This is a genomic window from Brevundimonas sp. (genome assembly GCF_036402095.1).
In the GTDB taxonomy this organism is placed as follows: domain Bacteria; phylum Pseudomonadota; class Alphaproteobacteria; order Caulobacterales; family Caulobacteraceae; genus Brevundimonas.
Genome location: NZ_DASWTO010000119.1, coordinates 1 through 18273, shown reverse-complemented (window position 1 = coordinate 18273; position 18273 = coordinate 1). Strand labels below are relative to the sequence as shown.

The window sequence follows — 18273 nt, the reverse complement described above, 5'->3', positions numbered from 1 at the left end:
CTGGAGGACGGGCAGTGGCGCATCGACGATCAGCGCTATGAGTCGATGGGGGATTTCCCGTACGCGCCGATGGTGCAGCGTCTGGAAGCCTGGATCGCGGAGGCCGAAAGCCCCGGCTAGCCGACCTTCCCAAGGCCCGCTGCCGACCCATTGCAGACGTCAAGAATGTGGCGTTTGCTACCGGGATGAGAGCAATCGTCCTTCCCGTCGTGCTCGCGCTGTCGGCTGTTGGATCGTCGGCACACGCGCTCTGCATCTACAAGGGCGAACTCTATTCCCAGACGACCGTCAGCCAAGAGTTTCAAGACTCCCGATGGGTCGTCAAAGCCAAGGTGTTGTCGGCGACCGATCACTTCATCGAGGGCGAAGAGCCTTGGACGGAATATCAGCTTGAGGTGCAACAAGCCTACAAGGGCGATCCACCTCAAAGACTTCGCTTCTTCACGTTCCGAAACAGCGGCGGCTTCTATTTGGATCGCGGCAGGGGGCATGATGTCGGGGGAGAATATCTCCTCTTCTTGAACCCCACACCCCGCGTTCCCCACGCCCCGGCGGCGGCGAGCGGGATGGTCTCGGTGAACTACAGTTGCGGCGTTTCGGGTCCTTGGACCGGCCTGACGGCAGCGTCCCGAGCGGAACTGATTAGGCTTAGCCGCTAAGGTCCGCTTTCCACCCTTAGGCGACTGTCGGCTCTCGACCCATTGCGGACATGGCGCGGACAAGCGACGGCCGGTGACGTCAGCGGCGAACAAACGCGGGCGAGGCCCGTGGCGAACCATCTGCTGTGGGACGGTCGTCAGCATTGCACCAACTCGCGAGAGTTTGGCCGTCATCCGGGTCCGCAACCAGATTCACGGTTCTGCATCCGCCATGAAAGACCATCGGCATCGCCTCTTCTTCCGACATCACGATCAGGGCGGGTCGCTGTTTCTCGTCGAGATCACCCGGGAGCGTGTAGACGGCCACCCAGAAGCGGCGCGGCGTGACATGATGGAAAACGCCTTGTGTCGTGAAATAGGGCGTGTCGTCGCCGATGCGAACCTCTCTCAGCGAATACCGGCGGACATATCTCTCCCTCGGCAGCGCGCCATCAGGAAGAACGGCCTGTGCGTCTACGACTGATACGGGGGGCGAGGCGGGAGCGTGCCTGAACACGAAGCATGTTTCGTCCCCGAACCCCATGCTGGTGTCGAGCCAGAAGGTTCGCGTTCCCGTGAAATAGTAGCATCGCCAGGTCGTGAAGGTGCCATGAGGCCCGCTCTTCTCGGGCGACAGCGTGGTGTCCTTGATCCAGAACAGGACGCCGTTTCCGGACACGATGAGCGAGATGTAGAGAAGTGCGATCAGCACGGGGAAAAGCCAGCGCAGACGGCGCGACTTCCTGACCGCACCTCCGTTGGCTCGCTTCGCCTGTTCAGTCATCTGGTTTTCGCCCCCGTCGAAACCGGTCAGATGCGGCTGCCCCGGGTCAATGTCTGCTTTCCACCCTTAGGCGACAGCCCGCTCCCGACCCATTGCGGACTCCGGGCCTCTAGGCGACACCATAGGAATGGACCGATATCTGGAACCCGGCACAGCGGTGCGGCTGATCAACCATGTCGATGACAGTTGGGAGGACGGCATCGTCGTCCATTGCTGGCTCAGCGAGGAGATCGGCTGCCACGATTGCTACGTAGCGTTCTTCGGGGACGCGATCCCAGACGGAGAACCGCCTGAGAAACCATACGTCCTTCGCTACGCATCGGCGTCGCTGACCCCGCTTGAGCGTTAAGTCCGCGTTCCACCGCCAGGCCAAGGTCAGCTTCCGACCCGTTGCGGACGTTGGCCCTGCCATGGGAAGCTCTGGCTATGGAGATCGTGCTGGACGGACGAGAGTGGCAGACGGAAGCCGAGTTCATTGAAGCTGTTCTAGCCGGCGTGGACGCACCCCCCTGGCATGGGCGCAACTACAACGCTCTCCGGGACTCCTTCGTCACAGGCTCGATCAACGGGATCGAAGCTCCTTACGACTTCACCATCAGGATGCCGCTTGATCCTTCCCCAGAGGTCGCGGACGCGGTGCGCTACTTCGTGGCGCGCATATCTGATTGGCGTGAAGAAGGTGCCCCGCTCTCGGTACGCTTGGACTAGGCCCGCTTTCCACCCTCGGCGACAGTCGGCTCCCGACCCATATCGGACGTATACAGATGGGTTATCGGCGGAGTGCAGGATTGAGCGCATGCGGCGTGGAGCCCCGGACGGTCTGATCCCCGGGTCGAGCCCGGGGATGACGGGGAGAGGGGGGCGGACGACCCCTCAGATCGAGAAGCTGACCCCGCAGCCGCAGCTGGACGCGGCGTTCGGGTTGCGGACCACGAACTGGGCGCCGGCGAGGTCGTCGACGAAGGCGATCTCGGAATTCTTGAGGAAGGGGAGGGAGACGGGGTCGACGAGGGCGGCCTGGCCGGCGGTCTCGATGCGCAGGTCGTCGGGCTCGGCGGCCTCGACCAGTTCGAAGCGGTACTGGAAGCCGGAGCAGCCGCCGCCGTCGACGGCGACGCGCAGCATCACCGGGCGGCCCTCGGCCTCTGCCAGCTTCGCGAGGCGGGCGGCGGCGCTGTCGGACAGGCTGAGGCCGTGGCCGCCGGCGTGGGGCGAAATCTCGAAGGTCGGGGCTGATTGGACGCTGCTCACAGGGGCCTATATGAGGCGCGGACGGGCGATCGCAAAGGCCCGGCCAGAGAATGAGCCGTCGTGTTGATCCCTGAGCGCGCGCCGTACGCCGAATACCCCGAGCACAGCCGCGGCCGGCTGACGCCCGAGCCGATCAGCCGCACCCGCAACGCCTATGCCCGCGACCGCGACCGGATCATCCACGCCACCGCCTTTCGCCGCCTGAAGGAGAAGACCCAGGTGTTCGTGGCGCACGAGGGCGACCACTACCGCACCCGCCTGACCCATTCGCTGGAGGTGGCGCAGATCGCCCGCTCGCTGGCGCACGCGCTGCGGCTGGACACCGATCTGGCGGAGACGGTGGCGCTGGCCCACGACCTGGGGCATCCGCCGTTCGGCCATGCCGGCGAGGATGAGCTGCAGGCGCGCATGGCGCCGTGGGGCGGCTTCGACCACAATGTGCAGACTTTCCGCGTGGTGACCAAGCTGGAGGAGCGATATCCCGGCTTCGACGGGCTGAACCTGAGCTGGGAGACCGTCGAGGGGGTGGTCAAGCACAATGGGCCGGTGTCGCACCGCCTGGACGAGCCGGCGTGGAAGGCGATCGCCGACTATGCGCCCGGCTGGGACCTGAGGCTGGACAGTTTCGCCTCGCTGGAAGCCCAGGCCGCGGCGATCGCCGACGACATCGCCTACAACAACCACGACGTCGACGACGGCGTGCAGGCCGGGCTGTTCACGCTTGAGGACCTGTCGGACGTGCCGCTGATCGGGCCCGTGCTGCACGGGGTCCGCAAGGACTGGCCGGACATCGACGACCGGATGATCCGCATCGAGGCGGTGCGGCGGATGATCGGGGCCATGGTCGAGGACGTGCTGGCGGAGACGGAGGCGCGGATCGAGGCCTCGAACATCCGTTCGACCGAGGACGTGAGGACCGCGGGACGTCCGCTGGTCGGGTTCTCGCACGCGATGCTGGCCGATCTGGGCGTGCTGCGGAAATTCTTGTTCGAGCGGATGTACCGCCACTACCGGGTCAACCGGACGCGCAGCCAGGCGCGGCGGCTGCTGGGCGAGATGTTCGAGCTGTTCATGGCCGATCCGGGCACCCTGCCGCCGGAATGGTCGGGCAAGGCCGGGACGTCGGACGAGGCGCGGCGGGCGCGGGCGGTGTGCGACTACATCGCCGGCATGACCGACCGCTATGCGATCGAGGAGCACCGAAAGCTGTTCAGCCTGGATCTGGCGCTGGATTTGTAGCTCCGTCATCCTCGGACTTGATCCGAGGATCGGACGTTGGGGCGGACTGTGCGGTGGGGACGGCCCATCGGCGGTGCTCGTGCGCGCCTTCGACGGAGCACGGGACGGTCTGGCCCTCGGGTCAAGCCCGAGGGTGACGGGGAGAGAGGGAACACACGGCCTGAAAAAGGACTCGGACCGGGATAGAGTGGGGGTTCCGCGCGTCGATTCGCGCGGCTCGACGGAAGGCGCGGCCATGTCTCACGAAGATCCCTATCGCCCGAACCCGGGCCGCGACCGCGGGGCCTATACGCCGCCGACGGACGACGACCTGCCGTTCAACCGCCAGGGCTACGATCCGCGCCGGAGCGGCGGCGGGGGCGGGGGAGGCGGCGGCAAGGCCCCGCCGATGACGCTGATCATCTCGGCGGTGGTGCTGCTGGTGCTGATCATCGCCGTGGTGGTCTATTACCGGGCCGGGCCGCGCTCCTCGAACGACGCGCCGCCCGCGGTCGGCACGCCGGTCGGCGAGATGAAGTCGGGCGCGCCGATCGACGCCCAGCCCGTCGATCCGACCGAGGGCATCGACGTCTACGCCGGCGAGGAGACGACGCCCGCGGCCCCGACCTTCATTCCGCCGCCGGAAGCCGTGCGGCCGCGTCCGGCGCCGGCGCCCGTCGAGACCGCGCCCGAGCCGGCCCGGCCCGCGCCGGCGACCCCGCCGCCGGCCAAGGCCGAGCCGCGTCCGGTCCCGGCCGGCGGGACCGCAGGCGTGCAGATCGGCGCCTTTTCGACCCCCAACCTGGCCGAGCGCGAGTACAACGCCGTGGTCGGCCGCTATCCGCAGCTGACCGAGGGCGCGACGCGCCGGGTGCAGGAGGTGACGGCGTCGAACGGCTCGACCGTCTATCGCACCACCGTCTCGGGCCTGAGCCAGGAGCAGGCGAGGGCGCTGTGCGGCGCCATCCGCGCCTCGGGCGGGGACTGCATCCTTCGGTGACGCGTTCGGCGGCGATCTACGGCTGCAGCGGGCATCGGCTGACGGAGGCGGAAAAGGCCTTCTTCGCCGAGGTCCGGCCGTGGGGCTTCATCGTGTTTCGCCGCAACGTCGACAGCCCGGACCAGATGCGGGCCCTGACCGACGAGATGCGCGACTGCGTCGGCGATGGCGACGCCCCGGTGCTGATCGATCAGGAAGGCGGCCGGGTGCAGCGGATGGGGCCGCCGCACTGGCCGAAATATCCGCCGGGCGAGGCCTTCCTGAGGGCGACCAACGATCCGCTGGCGGCGCGTGAGCTGGTGCGGCTGGGCGCGCGGCTGATGGCGAACGACCTGAAGTCGGTGGGGATCAACGTCGACTGCGCGCCGGTGCTGGATGTGCCGGTCCCCGGGGCCCACGACATCATCGGCGACCGGGCCTATGCGCGGGACCCGGCCACGGTCTCGATGCTGGGCCGGGCGGCGGCCGAGGGGCTGCTGGCCGGCGGGGTGCTGCCGGTGATCAAGCATATGCCGGGGCACGGGCGGGCCTTCGCCGACAGCCACCACGACCTGCCGGTGGTGCACGCCGACCTGAAGACGCTCGACGGCTGGGACTTCGCGCCGTTCCGGGCGCTGTCGGACATGCCGCTGGCGATGACGGCGCATGTGGTGTTCGACGCGGTCGATCCGAAGCGGCCGGCGACGACCTCGAAGAAGGCGCTGAAGCTCATGCGCGAGGGGCTGGGCTTCGGCGGGCTGATCATGACCGACGACCTGTCGATGAAGGCGCTGTCGGGAAGCCTGCGCGAGCGGGCCGAGGCGGCGCTGAAGGCCGGCTGCGACGTGGTCCTGCACTGCAACGGCGACCTGGGCGAGATGCGGTCGGTGGCGGAGGGCGTCGGCAGGCTGAAGGGCAAGCCCGCCAGGCGGGCGGAGGACGCGCTGGCGCGGATCGTGCGCGAGGTGGAGCCGCTGGACGTGTTCGCGGCGCGGGACCGGTTCGATGCGCTGATGGCCGGGAAGGTCGAGGCGGCGCGGGGCCCTGACGTCGGGGAGGCGCAGGCGTGACCGACGCCTTCCAGCCCAATCTGGACTTCGCCGCGGTGGAGCAGGCCGACGCGGGCGAGGCGTTCGTGGTCGATCTTGAGGGCTACGAGGGGCCGCTGCACGTGCTGCTGGCGCTGGCGCGGACGCAGAAGGTCGATCTGCTGAAGCTGTCGATCACCCGGCTGGCGGAACAGTATCTGGCCTTCGTGCACGAGGCGCGGCGGCGGAATTTCTCGCTGGCGGCGGACTATCTCGTGATGGCCTCGTGGCTGGCGTATCTGAAGTCGCGCCTGCTGCTGCCGCGCACCGACAAGAAGGGCGAGGAAATGCCGGCCGAGGAGATGGCCGCCGCCCTGGCCTTCCGGCTGCAGAAGCTGGAGGCGATGAGGAAGGCGGTCGAGGCGATCACCGCCCGGCCCCGGCTGAAGCGGGATGTGTTCACGCGCGGCGATCCGGAGGCCTTGGTGAGCATCCCGTCCGACCGGATCGACGCCAGTCTGTACGAGCTGATGGCGGCCTATGTGACGCAGCGGCGGCGCGAGGAGCAGCGCCACTACAATCCCGGCCAGCGGGTCGAGGCCTTCGGGCTGGAGGCGGCGCGGGACTGGCTGCGCGAGGTGCTGCCGAGGCTGGAGGAATGGACGCCGCTGGAGCGGGTGGCGCCGGAGAAGCACGGGCCTGAAGGGCCGTCGCAGGCCAGCTTCACCGCCTCGACGCTGTCCGCCAGCCTGGAGCTGGTCAAGGAGGGGGCCATGGACGTGAAACAGGCCGAGGCCTTCGCCGAGCTCTATCTGAAGCGGCGGGGGATGGGCCAGCCGCTGGAGCTGACGCCGTGAGTCGTTTGAACCCGTCATCCTCGGGCTTGACCCGAGGATCAGAGGCGGCCTCAAGCTGTGCGTCCGGGGCGGCCCCGAGGACGCGGCCCGCGCCTTCAGCACCGCGCACCGGATGGTCTGATCCCCGGGTCAAGCCCGAGGATGACGGATGTGAGTGATGGTTCAGTTCGCCCCTGACGAAAACGAGATCGAGCGCCGGGTCGAGGCGCTGCTGTTCGCGGCGGCGGGGCCGCTGTCGGCGGCGGAGATCGCGCGGCGGCTGCCCGAGGGGGCGGACGTCGGCGGGGCCATCTCGGCGCTGCGCGAGCGGTATCAGGGCCGGGGCGTGGAGCTGGAGTGCGTCGCCGACCGCTGGCGCTTCCGGACGGCGCCGGACCTGAGCTTCATGATGACCGAGGAGCGGGAGGAGCCCCGCCGGCTGTCGAAGGCGGCGCTGGAGACCCTGGCCATCATCGCCTACCACCAGCCCTGCACCCGGGCCGAGATCGAGAGCGTGCGCGGGGTGTCGCTGTCGAAGGGGACGCTGGACCTGCTGCTGGAGATGGGCTTCGTGCGGCTAAAGGGCCGGCGGCGCACGCCGGGGCGGCCGGTGACCTACGCCACGGCGGACAAGTTCCTGGAGCATTTCAGCCTGTCGAGCCTGTACGACCTGCCGGGCGTGCAGGAGATGAAGGCGGCGGGGCTGCTGGACCTGTCGATCCCGGTCGGCTTCGAGGTGCCGGACCCGTCGCGGGCCTCGGACGACGACGATGCGCCCCTGCTGGCGGGGGAAGAGGACTCGCCGGAGTTCGCGCAGGATTTCGTGGCGGAGGACTAACCAAGACGGGGTGTCGCATTCCGCTCCGACCCTTGCTAATCCGCTGCGATGATCGCACGCCTTCGCCCCGTTCCCTTCGACCTCGGTCCCGTCCACTTCGTGGGCATCGGCGGCATCGGCATGAGCGGCATCGCCGAGATCATGCTCAAGATCGGCTATTCGGTGCAGGGCTCGGACGCCAAGGCCAGCGCCAACACCGAGCGGCTGGAGAAGCTGGGCGCGCGGATCTTCATCGGCCACGACGCCGCGCACATCGGCGATACGGTGTCGGCGGTCGTCTATTCGACAGCGGTCAAGCCGACCAATCCCGAGATGATGGCGGCCCGCGAGCGTCGCATCCCGCTGGTGCGCCGGGCCGAGATGCTGGCCGAGCTGATGCGGCTGCAGTTCTCGATCGCGGTCGGCGGGACGCACGGCAAGACCACGACGACCTCGATGGTGGCGGCCATTCTCGACGCCGGCGGGCTGGACCCGACGGTGGTCAACGGCGGCATCATCAACGCCTACGGAACCAACGCCAAGGTCGGCGACGGCGACTGGATCGTGGTCGAGGCCGACGAGAGCGACGGGTCGTTCCTGCGCCTCAAGTCGACGGTGGCCATCGTCACCAACATCGACCCGGAGCACCTCGACCACTACGGCGACTTCGACGGGGTGCGGAAGGCGTTCGTGGACTTCGTCGAGAACATCCCCTTCTACGGCTTCGCCGCCGTCTGCCTGGACCACCCGGAGGTGCAGCGGCTGGTGGCCTCGATCGATAACCGGCGGCTGGTGACCTACGGCATCAATCCGCAGGCCATGGTGCGGGCCGACAACTGCGACATGGGCGCCGACGGCTGCCGCTTCGACGTGGTCATCCAGGGGCAGGGGCTGGCGGCGCTGGACGAGCCGACGCGGATCGAGGGGCTGCATCTGCCGATGGCCGGCTGGCACAACGTCTCCAACGCCCTGGCGGCCATCGCCGTGGCGCGCGAGCTGGATGTCTCGGACGAGGCGATCCGGGCCGGACTGGCCGGGTTCGGCGGCGTGCGGCGGCGGTTCACCACCACCGGCGTGGTCGGCGGGGTGCGCATCGTCGACGACTACGGCCACCACCCGGTCGAGATCGCGGCGGTGCTGAAGGCGGCGCGCCAGGTGGTGCAGACCAGCGAGGGCGGCGGCCGGGTCATCGCCGTGGTCCAGCCGCACCGCTACACCCGGCTGCGCGACCTGATGGAGGAGTTCTCGACCTGTTTCTCGGATGCCGACAGCGTCATCGTGGCGGACGTCTATGCGGCGGGCGAAACGCCGATCGAGGGCGTCGACAAGGAGGCGCTGGTCGAAGGCATCCGCCGCTTCGGTCACCGCTCGGTGCAGCCGCTGGAGGGCGTCGAGGCCCTGCCCGGCGTGATCGCGGCGGAGGCGAAGGCGGGCGATCTGGTGGTGCTGCTGGGGGCGGGGGACATCACCCAGTGGGCCTACGCCCTGCCGGGGCAGCTGGAGGCGCTGGGTTGAGCGAGGACAGCCAGGCGCTCATCAAGGCCCTGCACCCGCCGGGCGTGCCGGGAGAGGACGACGACGTCCGATTCTACGGCAGCAACCAGCGGGAAACGCTCGCTCACTACCGCCTGCTGTTTCCGGAACTGATCAGCTATCGCGGCGGCCTGTTCGTCGAGCGGCAGTTCGACAAGCCTCTCATCGACAGCCTGCTCGACCAAGCGGAGTTCGATACCGGCGAGTCCCCGATCGCGACGGCCGAGGAGACGATCAACAGCCTCGGCCTCCTGAACGAGGACGAGGATGAGTTTGATCTCGCCGTGGCGCAGGCGAACGCCGAGGCCATCGGATGGGTCTGGAAACGCTGGCTTCGGGAAACCTATGCGGTCGAAATCGAGGTCATCACCGCCATCGTCGACGCGGACCAGTGCTACGTGACCTTCCGTTCCCTCCAGAGCCCGGAGCAGCAAGCTTGAGTTGGCGTGACTCTCTCCCCGCTGTACGCGGCAAGCTGCTGCGCGACGAGCCGCTGGGGCCGTTCACATGGTTCCGGGTGGGCGGGAACGCGGACGCGCTGTTCATTCCGGCCGATCCGGACGATCTGGCCGATTTCCTGAAGGCGCTGGACCCGGATGTGCCGGTGACGGTGCTGGGCGTGGGGTCGAACGTCATCGTGCGCGACGGCGGGGTCGAGGGGGTGGTGATCCGCTTGGCCGGGCGGCCGTTCGCCGGGATCACGACCGGGGGCGACACCATCACCGCCGGGGCGGGGGCGCTGGACTCCATGGTGGCGAAGGCGTCGGCCAAGGCGGGACTGGCGGGGCTGGAGTTCTACGCCGGCATTCCGGGGACCATCGGCGGGGCCCTGACCATGAACGCCGGCTGCTACGGGGCGGAGACGAAGGACATTCTGGTCTCGGCCTGGGGGCTGAACCGGAAGGGAGAGCGGGTCGACTATTCACTCGCCGACTTCGGCTACACCTACCGGCACTCCGAGGCGCCGACGGACATCATCTGGATCGAGGCGACGTATCGCGGCACGCCCGACGATCCCGAGGCCGTCGCCGCCCGCATCGCCGAAATCACCGCGCGCCGGGAACAGACCCAGCCGATCCGCGAGAAGACCGGCGGCTCGACCTTCAAGAACCCGCCCGGTCATTCGTCGTGGAAGCTGGTCGACGAGGCGGGCTGGCGCGGCAAGCTGTTCAAGGCGACCGGGGGCGGCGCCATGTTCAGCGCGCTGCATTCCAACTTCATGATCAACCCCGGCGAGGCCACGGCGGCCGATATCGAGGGGCTGGGCGAGGCGGTGCGGGCCGACGTGCTGGTGAAGACCGGGGTTCAGCTCGACTGGGAGATCAAGCGGATCGGGCGGGCGGCCTGAAGGCTTTTTAGGGGGGCGAACCCGATTGGTTGACGGGCTGTTAAGAACGTTCGTCGCATTGCGGTGACTGTTCCGGAGCTTCGCATGACCCGCCCCTTCGCAGACCTTCACGTCGCCGTCCTGATGGGCGGACTGTCGTCGGAGCGCGAGGTGTCGCTGAGCTCCGGGAAGGAGTGCGCCGACGCCCTGGAAGGGCAGGTGGCGCGGGTCAGCCGCGTGGACGCCGGGCGGGACCTGGCCGCGGTGCTGACGGCGCTGAAGCCGGACGTGGTGCTGAACGCCCTGCACGGCGCCTGGGGCGAGGACGGCTGCGTCCAGGGCATCCTCGAGACCCTGCAGATTCCCTACAGCCACTCGGGCGTGCTGGCCTCGGCCCTGACCATGGACAAGGACAAGTCCAAGTCGGTGCTGCGCGCCGCCGGCGTCGCGGTGCCCGGCGGCGGCCTGTACGACCGGCACGAGGTGGCCCGCCGCCATGTTCTGCCGCCCCCCTATGTGATCAAGCCCAACGCCGAGGGGTCGTCGGTGGGGGTGTTTCTGGTGCCCGAAGGGGCCAACGGGCCGCAGGGCGAGGTCGGCTCGCCCGACTGGACCTATGGCGAACTGGTGATGGTCGAGCCCTATATCCGGGGCAAGGAACTGGCGGTCGCGGTGATCGGGGAGGCGACGGGGCCGCGCGCCCTGACGGTCACCGACATCACGCCGGTCAAGGGCTTCTACGATTACGAAGCCAAATATGCCCCGGGCGGGTCGATCCACAAGCTTCCGGCCGACCTGCCGGCCCGGGTGTTCGAGGCGGCGCTGCGCCAGTCCGAGCTGGCGCACGCGGCTCTTGGTTGCCGGGGGGTTTCCCGATCCGACTTTCGTTATGACGATCTTAACGACGTTCTCGTTCTTCTGGAGGTCAACACCCAGCCCGGCATGACGCCGACCTCGCTCGTCCCCGAGCAGGCCGCCCATGTGGGGATGGGCTACAAAGACCTGGTCCGGTGGATGGTGGAGGACGCCTCATGCCCGCGGTAGTTCGCGGCGGTCGGCGACAGAGTGCGAAACAGCCCGCCAAGCGGCCCGCGGCTCCGAAATCGGGGGGCAGGGGCCGCGCGCCCCGCAACGCGCCGGCCGTTCCCGGCAAGGTGGCGGCGATCGGGCGGCTCGACCTGTCGCCCCGCGCGGTGGTGATCTCGATCGCGGCCGGCGTCGTGCTGCTGGCCGGTGTGCTGGCGACCGGCGCGCGCGCCGACCGGATCGGGGCCTCGATCGGCCGGGGCGTCGACGGCGTGGCCGTCGGCATGGGGCTGAAGCTGGAGAAGGTGTTCATCGAGGGCGAGTCCGCCGAGGCCACCGCCGCCATCCAGCGCGCGGTGCAGCTGGACGGCGGCCAGGCCATGACCTCGATCGACCTCGACGCCGTGCGCGAGCGGGTCGAGCGGGTCGGCTGGGTCAAGGAGGCGCGAATCGTACGGCTGCTGCCCAACACCCTGATCGTCCACGTCACCGAACACGACAGGCTGGCCATCTGGCAGGCCGGCGGGCGCAACATGGTCATCGACAGCCACGGGCAGGTGATCCGCGGCGCCGACGCCGGCCGCTATCCGAACCTGCCGCTGGTCGTCGGCAAGGGCGCCGAGCAGGCCGCCGCCGAGGTGCTGCCGCTGATCGCCCAGCGGCCGCGGCTGATGGCCCGGCGGGAGGCGCTGGTGCGCGTCGACGAGCGCCGCTGGGACCTGCGCCTGAAGGACGGCAGCCTGATCCAGCTGCCGGCCACCGATCAGGATGCGGCCCTGATCCAGCTGGACGCGCTGGACCAGCGCGAGCGGCTGCTGGAACTCGGGTTCGCCCGCATCGATCTGAGGACGCCCGAGGAGGTCGCCGTCCGGCCCTCCGCCGGCGAGGCCCAGGGCAGGACGTAGTATGGCTGGACGTGTTGTGGACAAGTCTGTGGATGGCGGGAAGTCCGCCGCGGGCCGCGCGCCTGTCGTGGCCGCGCTGGATCTCGGCCAGTCCAAGGTCGGCTGCTTCATCATGAAGCCCGACGGCGTGCGCCACGCCGACCGCACCATCCGGGTGGCGGGGGCGGGCCATGTGCAGTCGCGCGGCATCCGCGGCGGCGGCATCGTCAACATGGATGAGGCGGCCCAGGCCATCGGCCACGCCGTCGAGCGCGCCGAGCGCGCCGCCGGCTCGCCGGTCTCGGGCGTCGTGGTGACTACGGCCATCGGCCAGATGGCCAGCCACCGGGTGCAGGCGCGCGTCTCGCTGGGCGCCAATCCGGTCGGGGACGCCGACCTGGCGCGCGCCATCGCCATGGCCCTGGCCCAGATCCGCCTGCCCAACCGCCGGCCGATCCATGTGCTGCCGATCGCCTGGTCGGTCGACGGGGCGAGGGGCGTGCACGACCCGCGCGCCATGAGGGGACATTCGCTCGGGCTGGACCTGCTGGTGGTGTCGATGGCCGAGAGCGCCTTCACCGCCCTGAGCCACTGCCTGGAGCTGGCGCATCTGGACCTGCAGGGCGTGGTGGCGGCGCCGGTGGCCTCGTCGCTGGCGGCGCTGGAAGACGACGAGATGGATCTCGGCTGCGTCTGCATCGACATGGGCGGCGGCGCGACCTCGGCCGCGGTGTGGGGCGGGCGCAGCCTGCTGCACATCGAAAGCCTCAATGTCGGCGGCGACCATGTCACGGCGGACATCGCCCGCGGTCTGTCGACCTCGCGCGCCGGGGCCGAGCGGCTCAAGACGCTGCACGGCTCGGCCATGGCCTCGGCCAACGAGGACCGCGAGATGCTGGAGGCCCCGCCGCGCGGGGAGGACCCGTCCGCCGGGCCGGTGGTGGTGCCGCGGGCCATGCTGAAGACGGTCATCGCCCCGCGGGTCGAGGAGACGCTGGAGCTGCTGCGCGACCGGCTGCGCAACGCCGGGGTCGGGCTGGAGCCGGGCGCGGGCCTGGTGCTGACCGGCGGGGCCAGCCAGCTGAACGGCGTGCGCGAACTGGCGGTGCGGGTGTTCGACCGTCCGGTGCGGCTGGGCAAGCCCCAGCGCGCGCCCCACCTGGCCGACGCCGCCTCGGGGCCGGCCTTCTGTTCCGCCGCCGGGGTGCTGCTGCGCGCCGCCTACGGGCCGCGCGAGGCCGTCTCGGCGCGAAAGCTGATGTCGCGACAGATCACCGCAGCCGACGCGCCCCGTATGCACAGGGGCGGAATTGTGGCCCGGGCCGCCGGCTGGCTGCGCGAAAATCTGTAACAAAGCCAAGGCCCCGGCCCCCGAAGCGTGGCGGGCCGGGCGTTTCAGAGCCGCGTCAACAGTGTGTCCAGATTGTTACAGACCGTGCCTTGATTGGGCGCCGATCCGCCACATTCGCTTGCCGCCGCCCCCTTTGCTGATAGCGTGCCAATTCGAAGCGGAGTCCGTCGTCAGGCGGAGGCCGCATCTTGCTTTCATCATCGGTTGGGGCCCCATCACATGCTTCTCAAGCGCAAGTTCCTCTTCGGCACGACGATCCTCGCGGGCGTCGTGGCCGCCACGGCTCCGGCCCTGGCTCAAGACCAGCTGCCCGGCGTCAACGTCCAGGGCCAGCAGACCCAGGAAGCGACCCAGGTCGATGAAGTCGTCATCACCGGTTCGCGTATCCGCCGCGACCCGACGAACTCGCCGACCCCGCTGATCCAGGTCACCGGCGAAGAGCTGCTGACCACGGGTCAGTCGACCGTGATCGACTATCTGGCCACCATCCCGGCCCTGTCGAACTCGCTGGTTCCGTCGGACACCACCGGTTCCGGCCTGAACGACGGCGGCCTGTCGTTCGCCAACCTCCGCTCGCTGGGCACCGGCCGTACGCTGGTGCTGGTGGACGGCCGCCGCCACGTGGGCGCCGCCCAGGGCAACCTGGCCGTCGACGTCGACTCCATTCCGCGCCTGCTGATCGAGAACATCGAGATCATCACCGGCGGCGCCTCGTCGGTCTACGGCGCCGACGCCGTGTCGGGCGTGCTGAACTTCAACCTGCGCCGCGACTTCGAAGGGCTGGAGATCGACGCCAACTACGGCATGATCAACCAGGACGGCCAGGCCAACAAGCGCATCTCGGCCCTGATCGGCACCAACCTGATGGACGACCGGCTGAACCTGTACGGGTTCGCCGAGTATGAAGACATCGACATGGTCGAGTCGCTGGACATCGACTGGCTGGAAGACTCGCGCGCCCTGGTCGGCATCGACGCCGACCCGACCAACGCCGTGAACGACGGCATGCTCGACAACGCCGTGTTCAGCGGCCTGACCACCCTGTCGCGTCCGCGCTGGGGTCAGACCACCCTGGCCAACTCGCAGCAGCCGAGCCCGCTGAACGATCCGGACGTGCCGCTGGCCAACTGTACCTCGCTGACCAGCGCCAACTGCTACTCGCTCGACCCGACCCGGACCTATGTCTACGAAGGCCCGACCGCCCGCCTCGCCAACTTCGGCCAGCGCATCGGCAACGTCGGTTCGAACCGCACCCTGAACATCGGCGGCGACGGCGAAAATCCGTCGCGCTTCGGTCAGGACTCGCGCGTTCCGCAGTCGACCTCGCAGCGTTACCAGGTCGGCGCCAACTTCGCCCTGCTGGATAACGTCGACCTGAGCGTCGAATACAAGATGGTCGAGGAAGACACCTTCGACATCGCCCAGCCGACCTTCTTCGACATCTTCCTGCACGAAACGCCGGGCACCTCGGGCGCCAACGCCGACTGGACCAACCGTATCCGGGCCACCAGCCAGTTCGACCTGCGCTACTCGGACAACGCCTTCCTGCCGGCCAATGTGAAGGCGGCGATCGACGCCAACATGGTCCAGAACTGGACCGCCAACCCGACGACGCCGGGTACGCCGAGCGGCGCGCCGGTCAGCCGCCAGTGGGCCCGTCACTCGATGTTCGGTCCCGATCGGACCCAGGACAACCACCGCGAAGTCGAACGCTTCGTCGCCGCCATCAATGGCGACTTCGACCAGTTCCTCTTCGTCAAGAACATCAACTGGGACCTGTCCTACACCTACGGTGAGGCCCGCAACCAGAACGTCGAGCGTGGCGTCGACGTGCAACGCTTCGCGCTCGCGGCCGACGCCGTGGTCGACGTCGCCGGCGCCGTCAACGGCAACCCGGGCGAGATCGTCTGCCGCGCCAAGCTGATCCAGGCCACCGGCGGCGACCTGGACGACTACTTCCGTGGCGGCCTGCTGACCGACAGCGTCGAGGGCACCGCCGCTCTCAACGAGTGCGTGCCGCTGAACGTGTTCGGCGCCGGCAACCAGAGCCCGGAAGCCCTGGAGTATGTCGACGCGGCGATCACCGTCAGCCACACCAACGAGCAGGAGCAGGCGATCGCCGCCGTCTCCGGCCAGCTGTGGGACTTCTGGGGAGCCGGCGAGATCGGCGTGGCTGTCGGCGCCGAGTACCGCCGCGAGTTCACCGAGGGCGTGGGCCGCAGCGCCACGACGGGCGACCGTCTGCTGTTCCTGAACACCGGCGCCGACTTCCTCGGAGCCGAGTATGAATCGGAAGAGTGGTTCGCCGAACTGTCGATCCCGCTGCTGCGCGACAGCTGGCTGGGCGAATACGCCGAACTGAGCGGTTCCTACCGCGCGTTCGACTACACCACCGCCGGCGACGGCGACGTGTACGGCGTGAACTTCGTCTACCGTCCGATCCAGGACATCACGTTCAAGACGAGCTTCAACACCTCGTTCCGGGCGCCGAACCTGAACGAGAACTTCGCTCCGCTGAGCCAGACGTTCGCCAACGGCTACGTCGATCCCTGCGCCACGCTGAACATCGCGGCGCAGACGGTCGAGATCCGCAACAACCGGATCGCGAACTGCCAGGCCCTGCTGAACCAGTACAACGCCGCCAACGGCACGGCGCTCGCGTATGACTTCGCCGGCGCCACCGCGACCAACGTCGACGACTTCAACCCGGTCTACGGGTCGGGCATCGCCGGCGTGAACGGCGGCAACCCGCTGCTGCGTCCGGAAGAGTCGGAGAGCTTCACCTTCTCGACCGTGCTCGAGCCGCGGATGTTCCCGAACCTCTCGATCGTCCTCGACTACTACGAGATCGAGATCACGGACGTCATCGCCTCGGTCAGCGCCCAGACGATGTCCAACCTCTGCGTCAACGGACCGACCCTGGACCCGCAGACCTGCGGCCTGCTGTTCCGCAACGATCCGACTCCGGGCCGCGAGTTCTACCTCGGCGGACCGGCCGGCGATCCGATCGGCGGCTTCATCCAGAGCTCGATCAACTACGCCGCTCTGAAGACCCGCGGTCTGGACTTCACGGTCCGCTACTCGCTCGACACCGAAGAGGCCTTCGGCCGCAACTGGGGCCGCTTCAACTACAGCCTCGGCGGTCTGTGGCTGATCGAGCAGAAGCAGTTCCTGGATCCGGCCAACGCGGCCAGCTTCACCGAGCTGTCGTCGAACGTGTTCTTCCCGCGTGTCCGCATGACCTCGTCGCTGACGTGGGTTCCGAACGACACCTGGAGCGTCAACTGGACCATGGACTGGCAGACCGCCCAGGACAGCGTCCGCATCCGCGACCAGGTCCAGAGCGGCAACATCGACACCCGTCCGTTCGACACCTATGACACGGGCAACTTCGCTCGCCACGACTTCACGGTCCGCGCGAACATCCGTGACGACCTGTCGATGCGCTTCGGTGTGGTCAACGCCTTCGACGCCGAACAGCCCGCCTACCTGGGCACCACGCTGTTCAGCAACTTCGACCCCTACGGCACCCGCTTCTTCGTGGGTCTGAACTACCGTCCGTTCTAAGACCGAACGGCACGGCCAGAGACGGAAGGGGCGGCTCGCGAGAGCCGCCCCTTTTCGTTGTCCACAGACCGGTCCCCGGGGGAAATCTGCGGCGAAGGTTAATGAATTCCGTGGCTCGCCGCCCGACTCAGCCTATCCGGTAACACTCCCTTAAGCAGATGGGGTGTTTCCTTAACGCGCTCATAACCAATGCGAATCGGCGGGGTTTTCGCATCGGGCGGCAAGGGCAGGGTCGGATAAGGTCGGATAAGAATATGTCTCTCTCGCTGGTGCGTCCGCAACACACGGAACTGAAGCCCCGCATCGTCGTCTTCGGCGTCGGCGGCGCCGGCGGCAACGCCGTCAACAACATGATCGACGCCGGCCTCGAAGGGGTCGAGTTCGTCGTCGCCAACACCGACGCGCAGCACCTGTCGTTCGCCAAGACCGACCGCCGCGTCCAGCTGGGCGAGACCATCACCCAGGGCCTGGGCGCGGGCGCCCACCCCGAGGTCGGCATGAACGCCGCCGAGGAGTCGGCCGAGGAGATCTACGGGCACCTCGACGGCGCCCACATGGTCTTCATCACCGCCGGCATGGGCGGCGGCACCGGCACCGGCGCGGCCCCCGTCATCGCCAAATGCGCCCGCGACCGCGGCATCCTGACCGTCGGCGTCGTGACCAAGCCCTTCACCTTCGAGGGCCGGCACCGCATGCGTCTGGCCGAGGCCGGCATCGCCGAGCTGCAGCGCTACGTCGACACCCTGATCGTCATTCCGAACCAGAACCTGTTCCGCGTCGCCAACGAGCGCACCACCTTCGCCGACGCCTTCGGCATGGCCGACCAGGTGCTGCACTCGGGCGTGCGCTCGATCACCGACCTGATGATCCTGCCGGGCCTGATCAACCTCGATTTCGCCGACGTCCGCGCCGTCATGTCCGAGATGGGCAAGGCGATGATGGGCACGGGCGAGGCCTCGGGCGAGGACCGCGCCCTGCAGGCCGCCCAGAACGCCATCGCCAACCCGCTGCTGGACGAGACCTCGCTGAAGGGC

The 18273-nt window shown here is 68.6% G+C and carries 17 protein-coding genes; 15 read left to right on the top strand and 2 right to left on the bottom strand.

The annotated features are described in order from the left end of the window. Positions 1-185: 185 nt before the first annotated feature. Complete coding sequence (locus tag VGD32_RS08820) at positions 186-659, top strand: hypothetical protein (RefSeq protein WP_331031523.1); 474 nt, start codon at positions 186-188, stop codon at positions 657-659. A 79-nt stretch (positions 660-738) separates the two neighbouring features. Here VGD32_RS08820 and VGD32_RS08815 read toward each other — a convergent pair whose 3' ends face one another. Next, positions 739-1422: a hypothetical protein gene (locus VGD32_RS08815; RefSeq protein ID WP_331031522.1), complete on the bottom strand. Its 684-nt coding sequence runs from the start codon at positions 1420-1422 to the stop codon at positions 739-741. Between the two features lie 426 nt (positions 1423-1848). Between VGD32_RS08815 and VGD32_RS08810 the strand changes: the two genes are divergently transcribed. After that, complete coding sequence (locus VGD32_RS08810) at positions 1849-2130, top strand: barstar family protein (protein ID WP_331031521.1); 282 nt, start codon at positions 1849-1851, stop codon at positions 2128-2130. 165 nt (positions 2131-2295) lie between these two features. On the opposite strand, the gene erpA is transcribed toward VGD32_RS08810, so the two are convergent. After that, a complete protein-coding gene (gene erpA, locus VGD32_RS08805; protein WP_331031520.1) occupies positions 2296-2673 on the bottom strand; it encodes an iron-sulfur cluster insertion protein ErpA in 378 nt (125 codons plus the stop codon). Positions 2674-2736: 63 nt separating this feature from the next. Between erpA and VGD32_RS08800 the strand changes: the two genes are divergently transcribed. The 13 genes from VGD32_RS08800 to ftsZ all read left to right on the top strand — a co-directional run. After that, positions 2737-3912, top strand: a complete 1176-nt coding sequence (locus VGD32_RS08800; RefSeq protein WP_414644384.1) for a deoxyguanosinetriphosphate triphosphohydrolase — start codon at positions 2737-2739, stop codon at positions 3910-3912. 235 nt (positions 3913-4147) lie between these two features. Next, positions 4148-4891 carry an SPOR domain-containing protein gene (locus VGD32_RS08795; protein ID WP_331031518.1) on the top strand — a complete coding sequence of 248 codons (744 nt, stop codon included), beginning with the start codon at positions 4148-4150 and terminating at the stop codon, positions 4889-4891. Continuing rightward, entirely contained in the window at positions 4888-5940 is a 1053-nt protein-coding gene (gene nagZ, locus VGD32_RS08790) for a beta-N-acetylhexosaminidase (protein WP_331031517.1), read from the top strand. Before VGD32_RS08795 ends, nagZ begins: the two co-directional genes overlap by 4 nt. Continuing rightward, a complete protein-coding gene (locus tag VGD32_RS08785; protein WP_331031516.1) occupies positions 5937-6755 on the top strand; it encodes a ScpA family protein in 819 nt (272 codons plus the stop codon). The genes nagZ and VGD32_RS08785 overlap by 4 nt, the downstream gene beginning before the upstream one ends. Positions 6756-6912: 157 nt before the next feature. Further along, complete coding sequence (scpB, locus tag VGD32_RS08780) at positions 6913-7572, top strand: SMC-Scp complex subunit ScpB (protein ID WP_331031515.1); 660 nt, start codon at positions 6913-6915, stop codon at positions 7570-7572. A 48-nt stretch (positions 7573-7620) separates the two neighbouring features. Then, the gene (gene murC, locus VGD32_RS08775) at positions 7621-9066 is read left to right on the top strand and encodes a UDP-N-acetylmuramate--L-alanine ligase (protein WP_331031514.1); all 1446 of its coding nucleotides are present in this window, start codon (positions 7621-7623) and stop codon (positions 9064-9066) included. Continuing rightward, on the top strand, positions 9063-9524 hold the full coding sequence (locus tag VGD32_RS08770) for a hypothetical protein (RefSeq protein ID WP_331031513.1): 462 nt from the start codon (positions 9063-9065) through the stop codon (positions 9522-9524). Before murC ends, VGD32_RS08770 begins: the two co-directional genes overlap by 4 nt. After that, the gene (gene murB / locus VGD32_RS08765; protein ID WP_331031512.1) at positions 9521-10432 is read left to right on the top strand and encodes a UDP-N-acetylmuramate dehydrogenase; all 912 of its coding nucleotides are present in this window, start codon (positions 9521-9523) and stop codon (positions 10430-10432) included. The genes VGD32_RS08770 and murB overlap by 4 nt, the downstream gene beginning before the upstream one ends. A gap of 84 nt (positions 10433-10516) precedes the next feature. Next, positions 10517-11455, top strand: coding sequence for a D-alanine--D-alanine ligase (locus VGD32_RS08760; RefSeq protein WP_331031511.1), 939 nt, complete (start codon positions 10517-10519; stop codon positions 11453-11455). Next, positions 11443-12342: a cell division protein FtsQ/DivIB gene (locus tag VGD32_RS08755; protein WP_331031510.1), complete on the top strand. Its 900-nt coding sequence runs from the start codon at positions 11443-11445 to the stop codon at positions 12340-12342. Before VGD32_RS08760 ends, VGD32_RS08755 begins: the two co-directional genes overlap by 13 nt. A gap of 1 nt (position 12343) precedes the next feature. Next, positions 12344-13672 (top strand): cell division protein FtsA, encoded by a 1329-nt coding sequence (ftsA, locus tag VGD32_RS08750; RefSeq protein ID WP_331031509.1) that lies wholly within the window; start codon positions 12344-12346, stop codon positions 13670-13672. A gap of 219 nt (positions 13673-13891) precedes the next feature. After that, positions 13892-17239 carry a TonB-dependent receptor domain-containing protein gene (locus VGD32_RS08745; protein WP_331031508.1) on the top strand — a complete coding sequence of 1116 codons (3348 nt, stop codon included), beginning with the start codon at positions 13892-13894 and terminating at the stop codon, positions 17237-17239. Between the two features lie 254 nt (positions 17240-17493). Then, positions 17494-18273, top strand: a 780-nt coding sequence (gene ftsZ / locus VGD32_RS08740; RefSeq protein ID WP_331031507.1) for a cell division protein FtsZ, incomplete at its 3' end; no start/stop codon positions are given.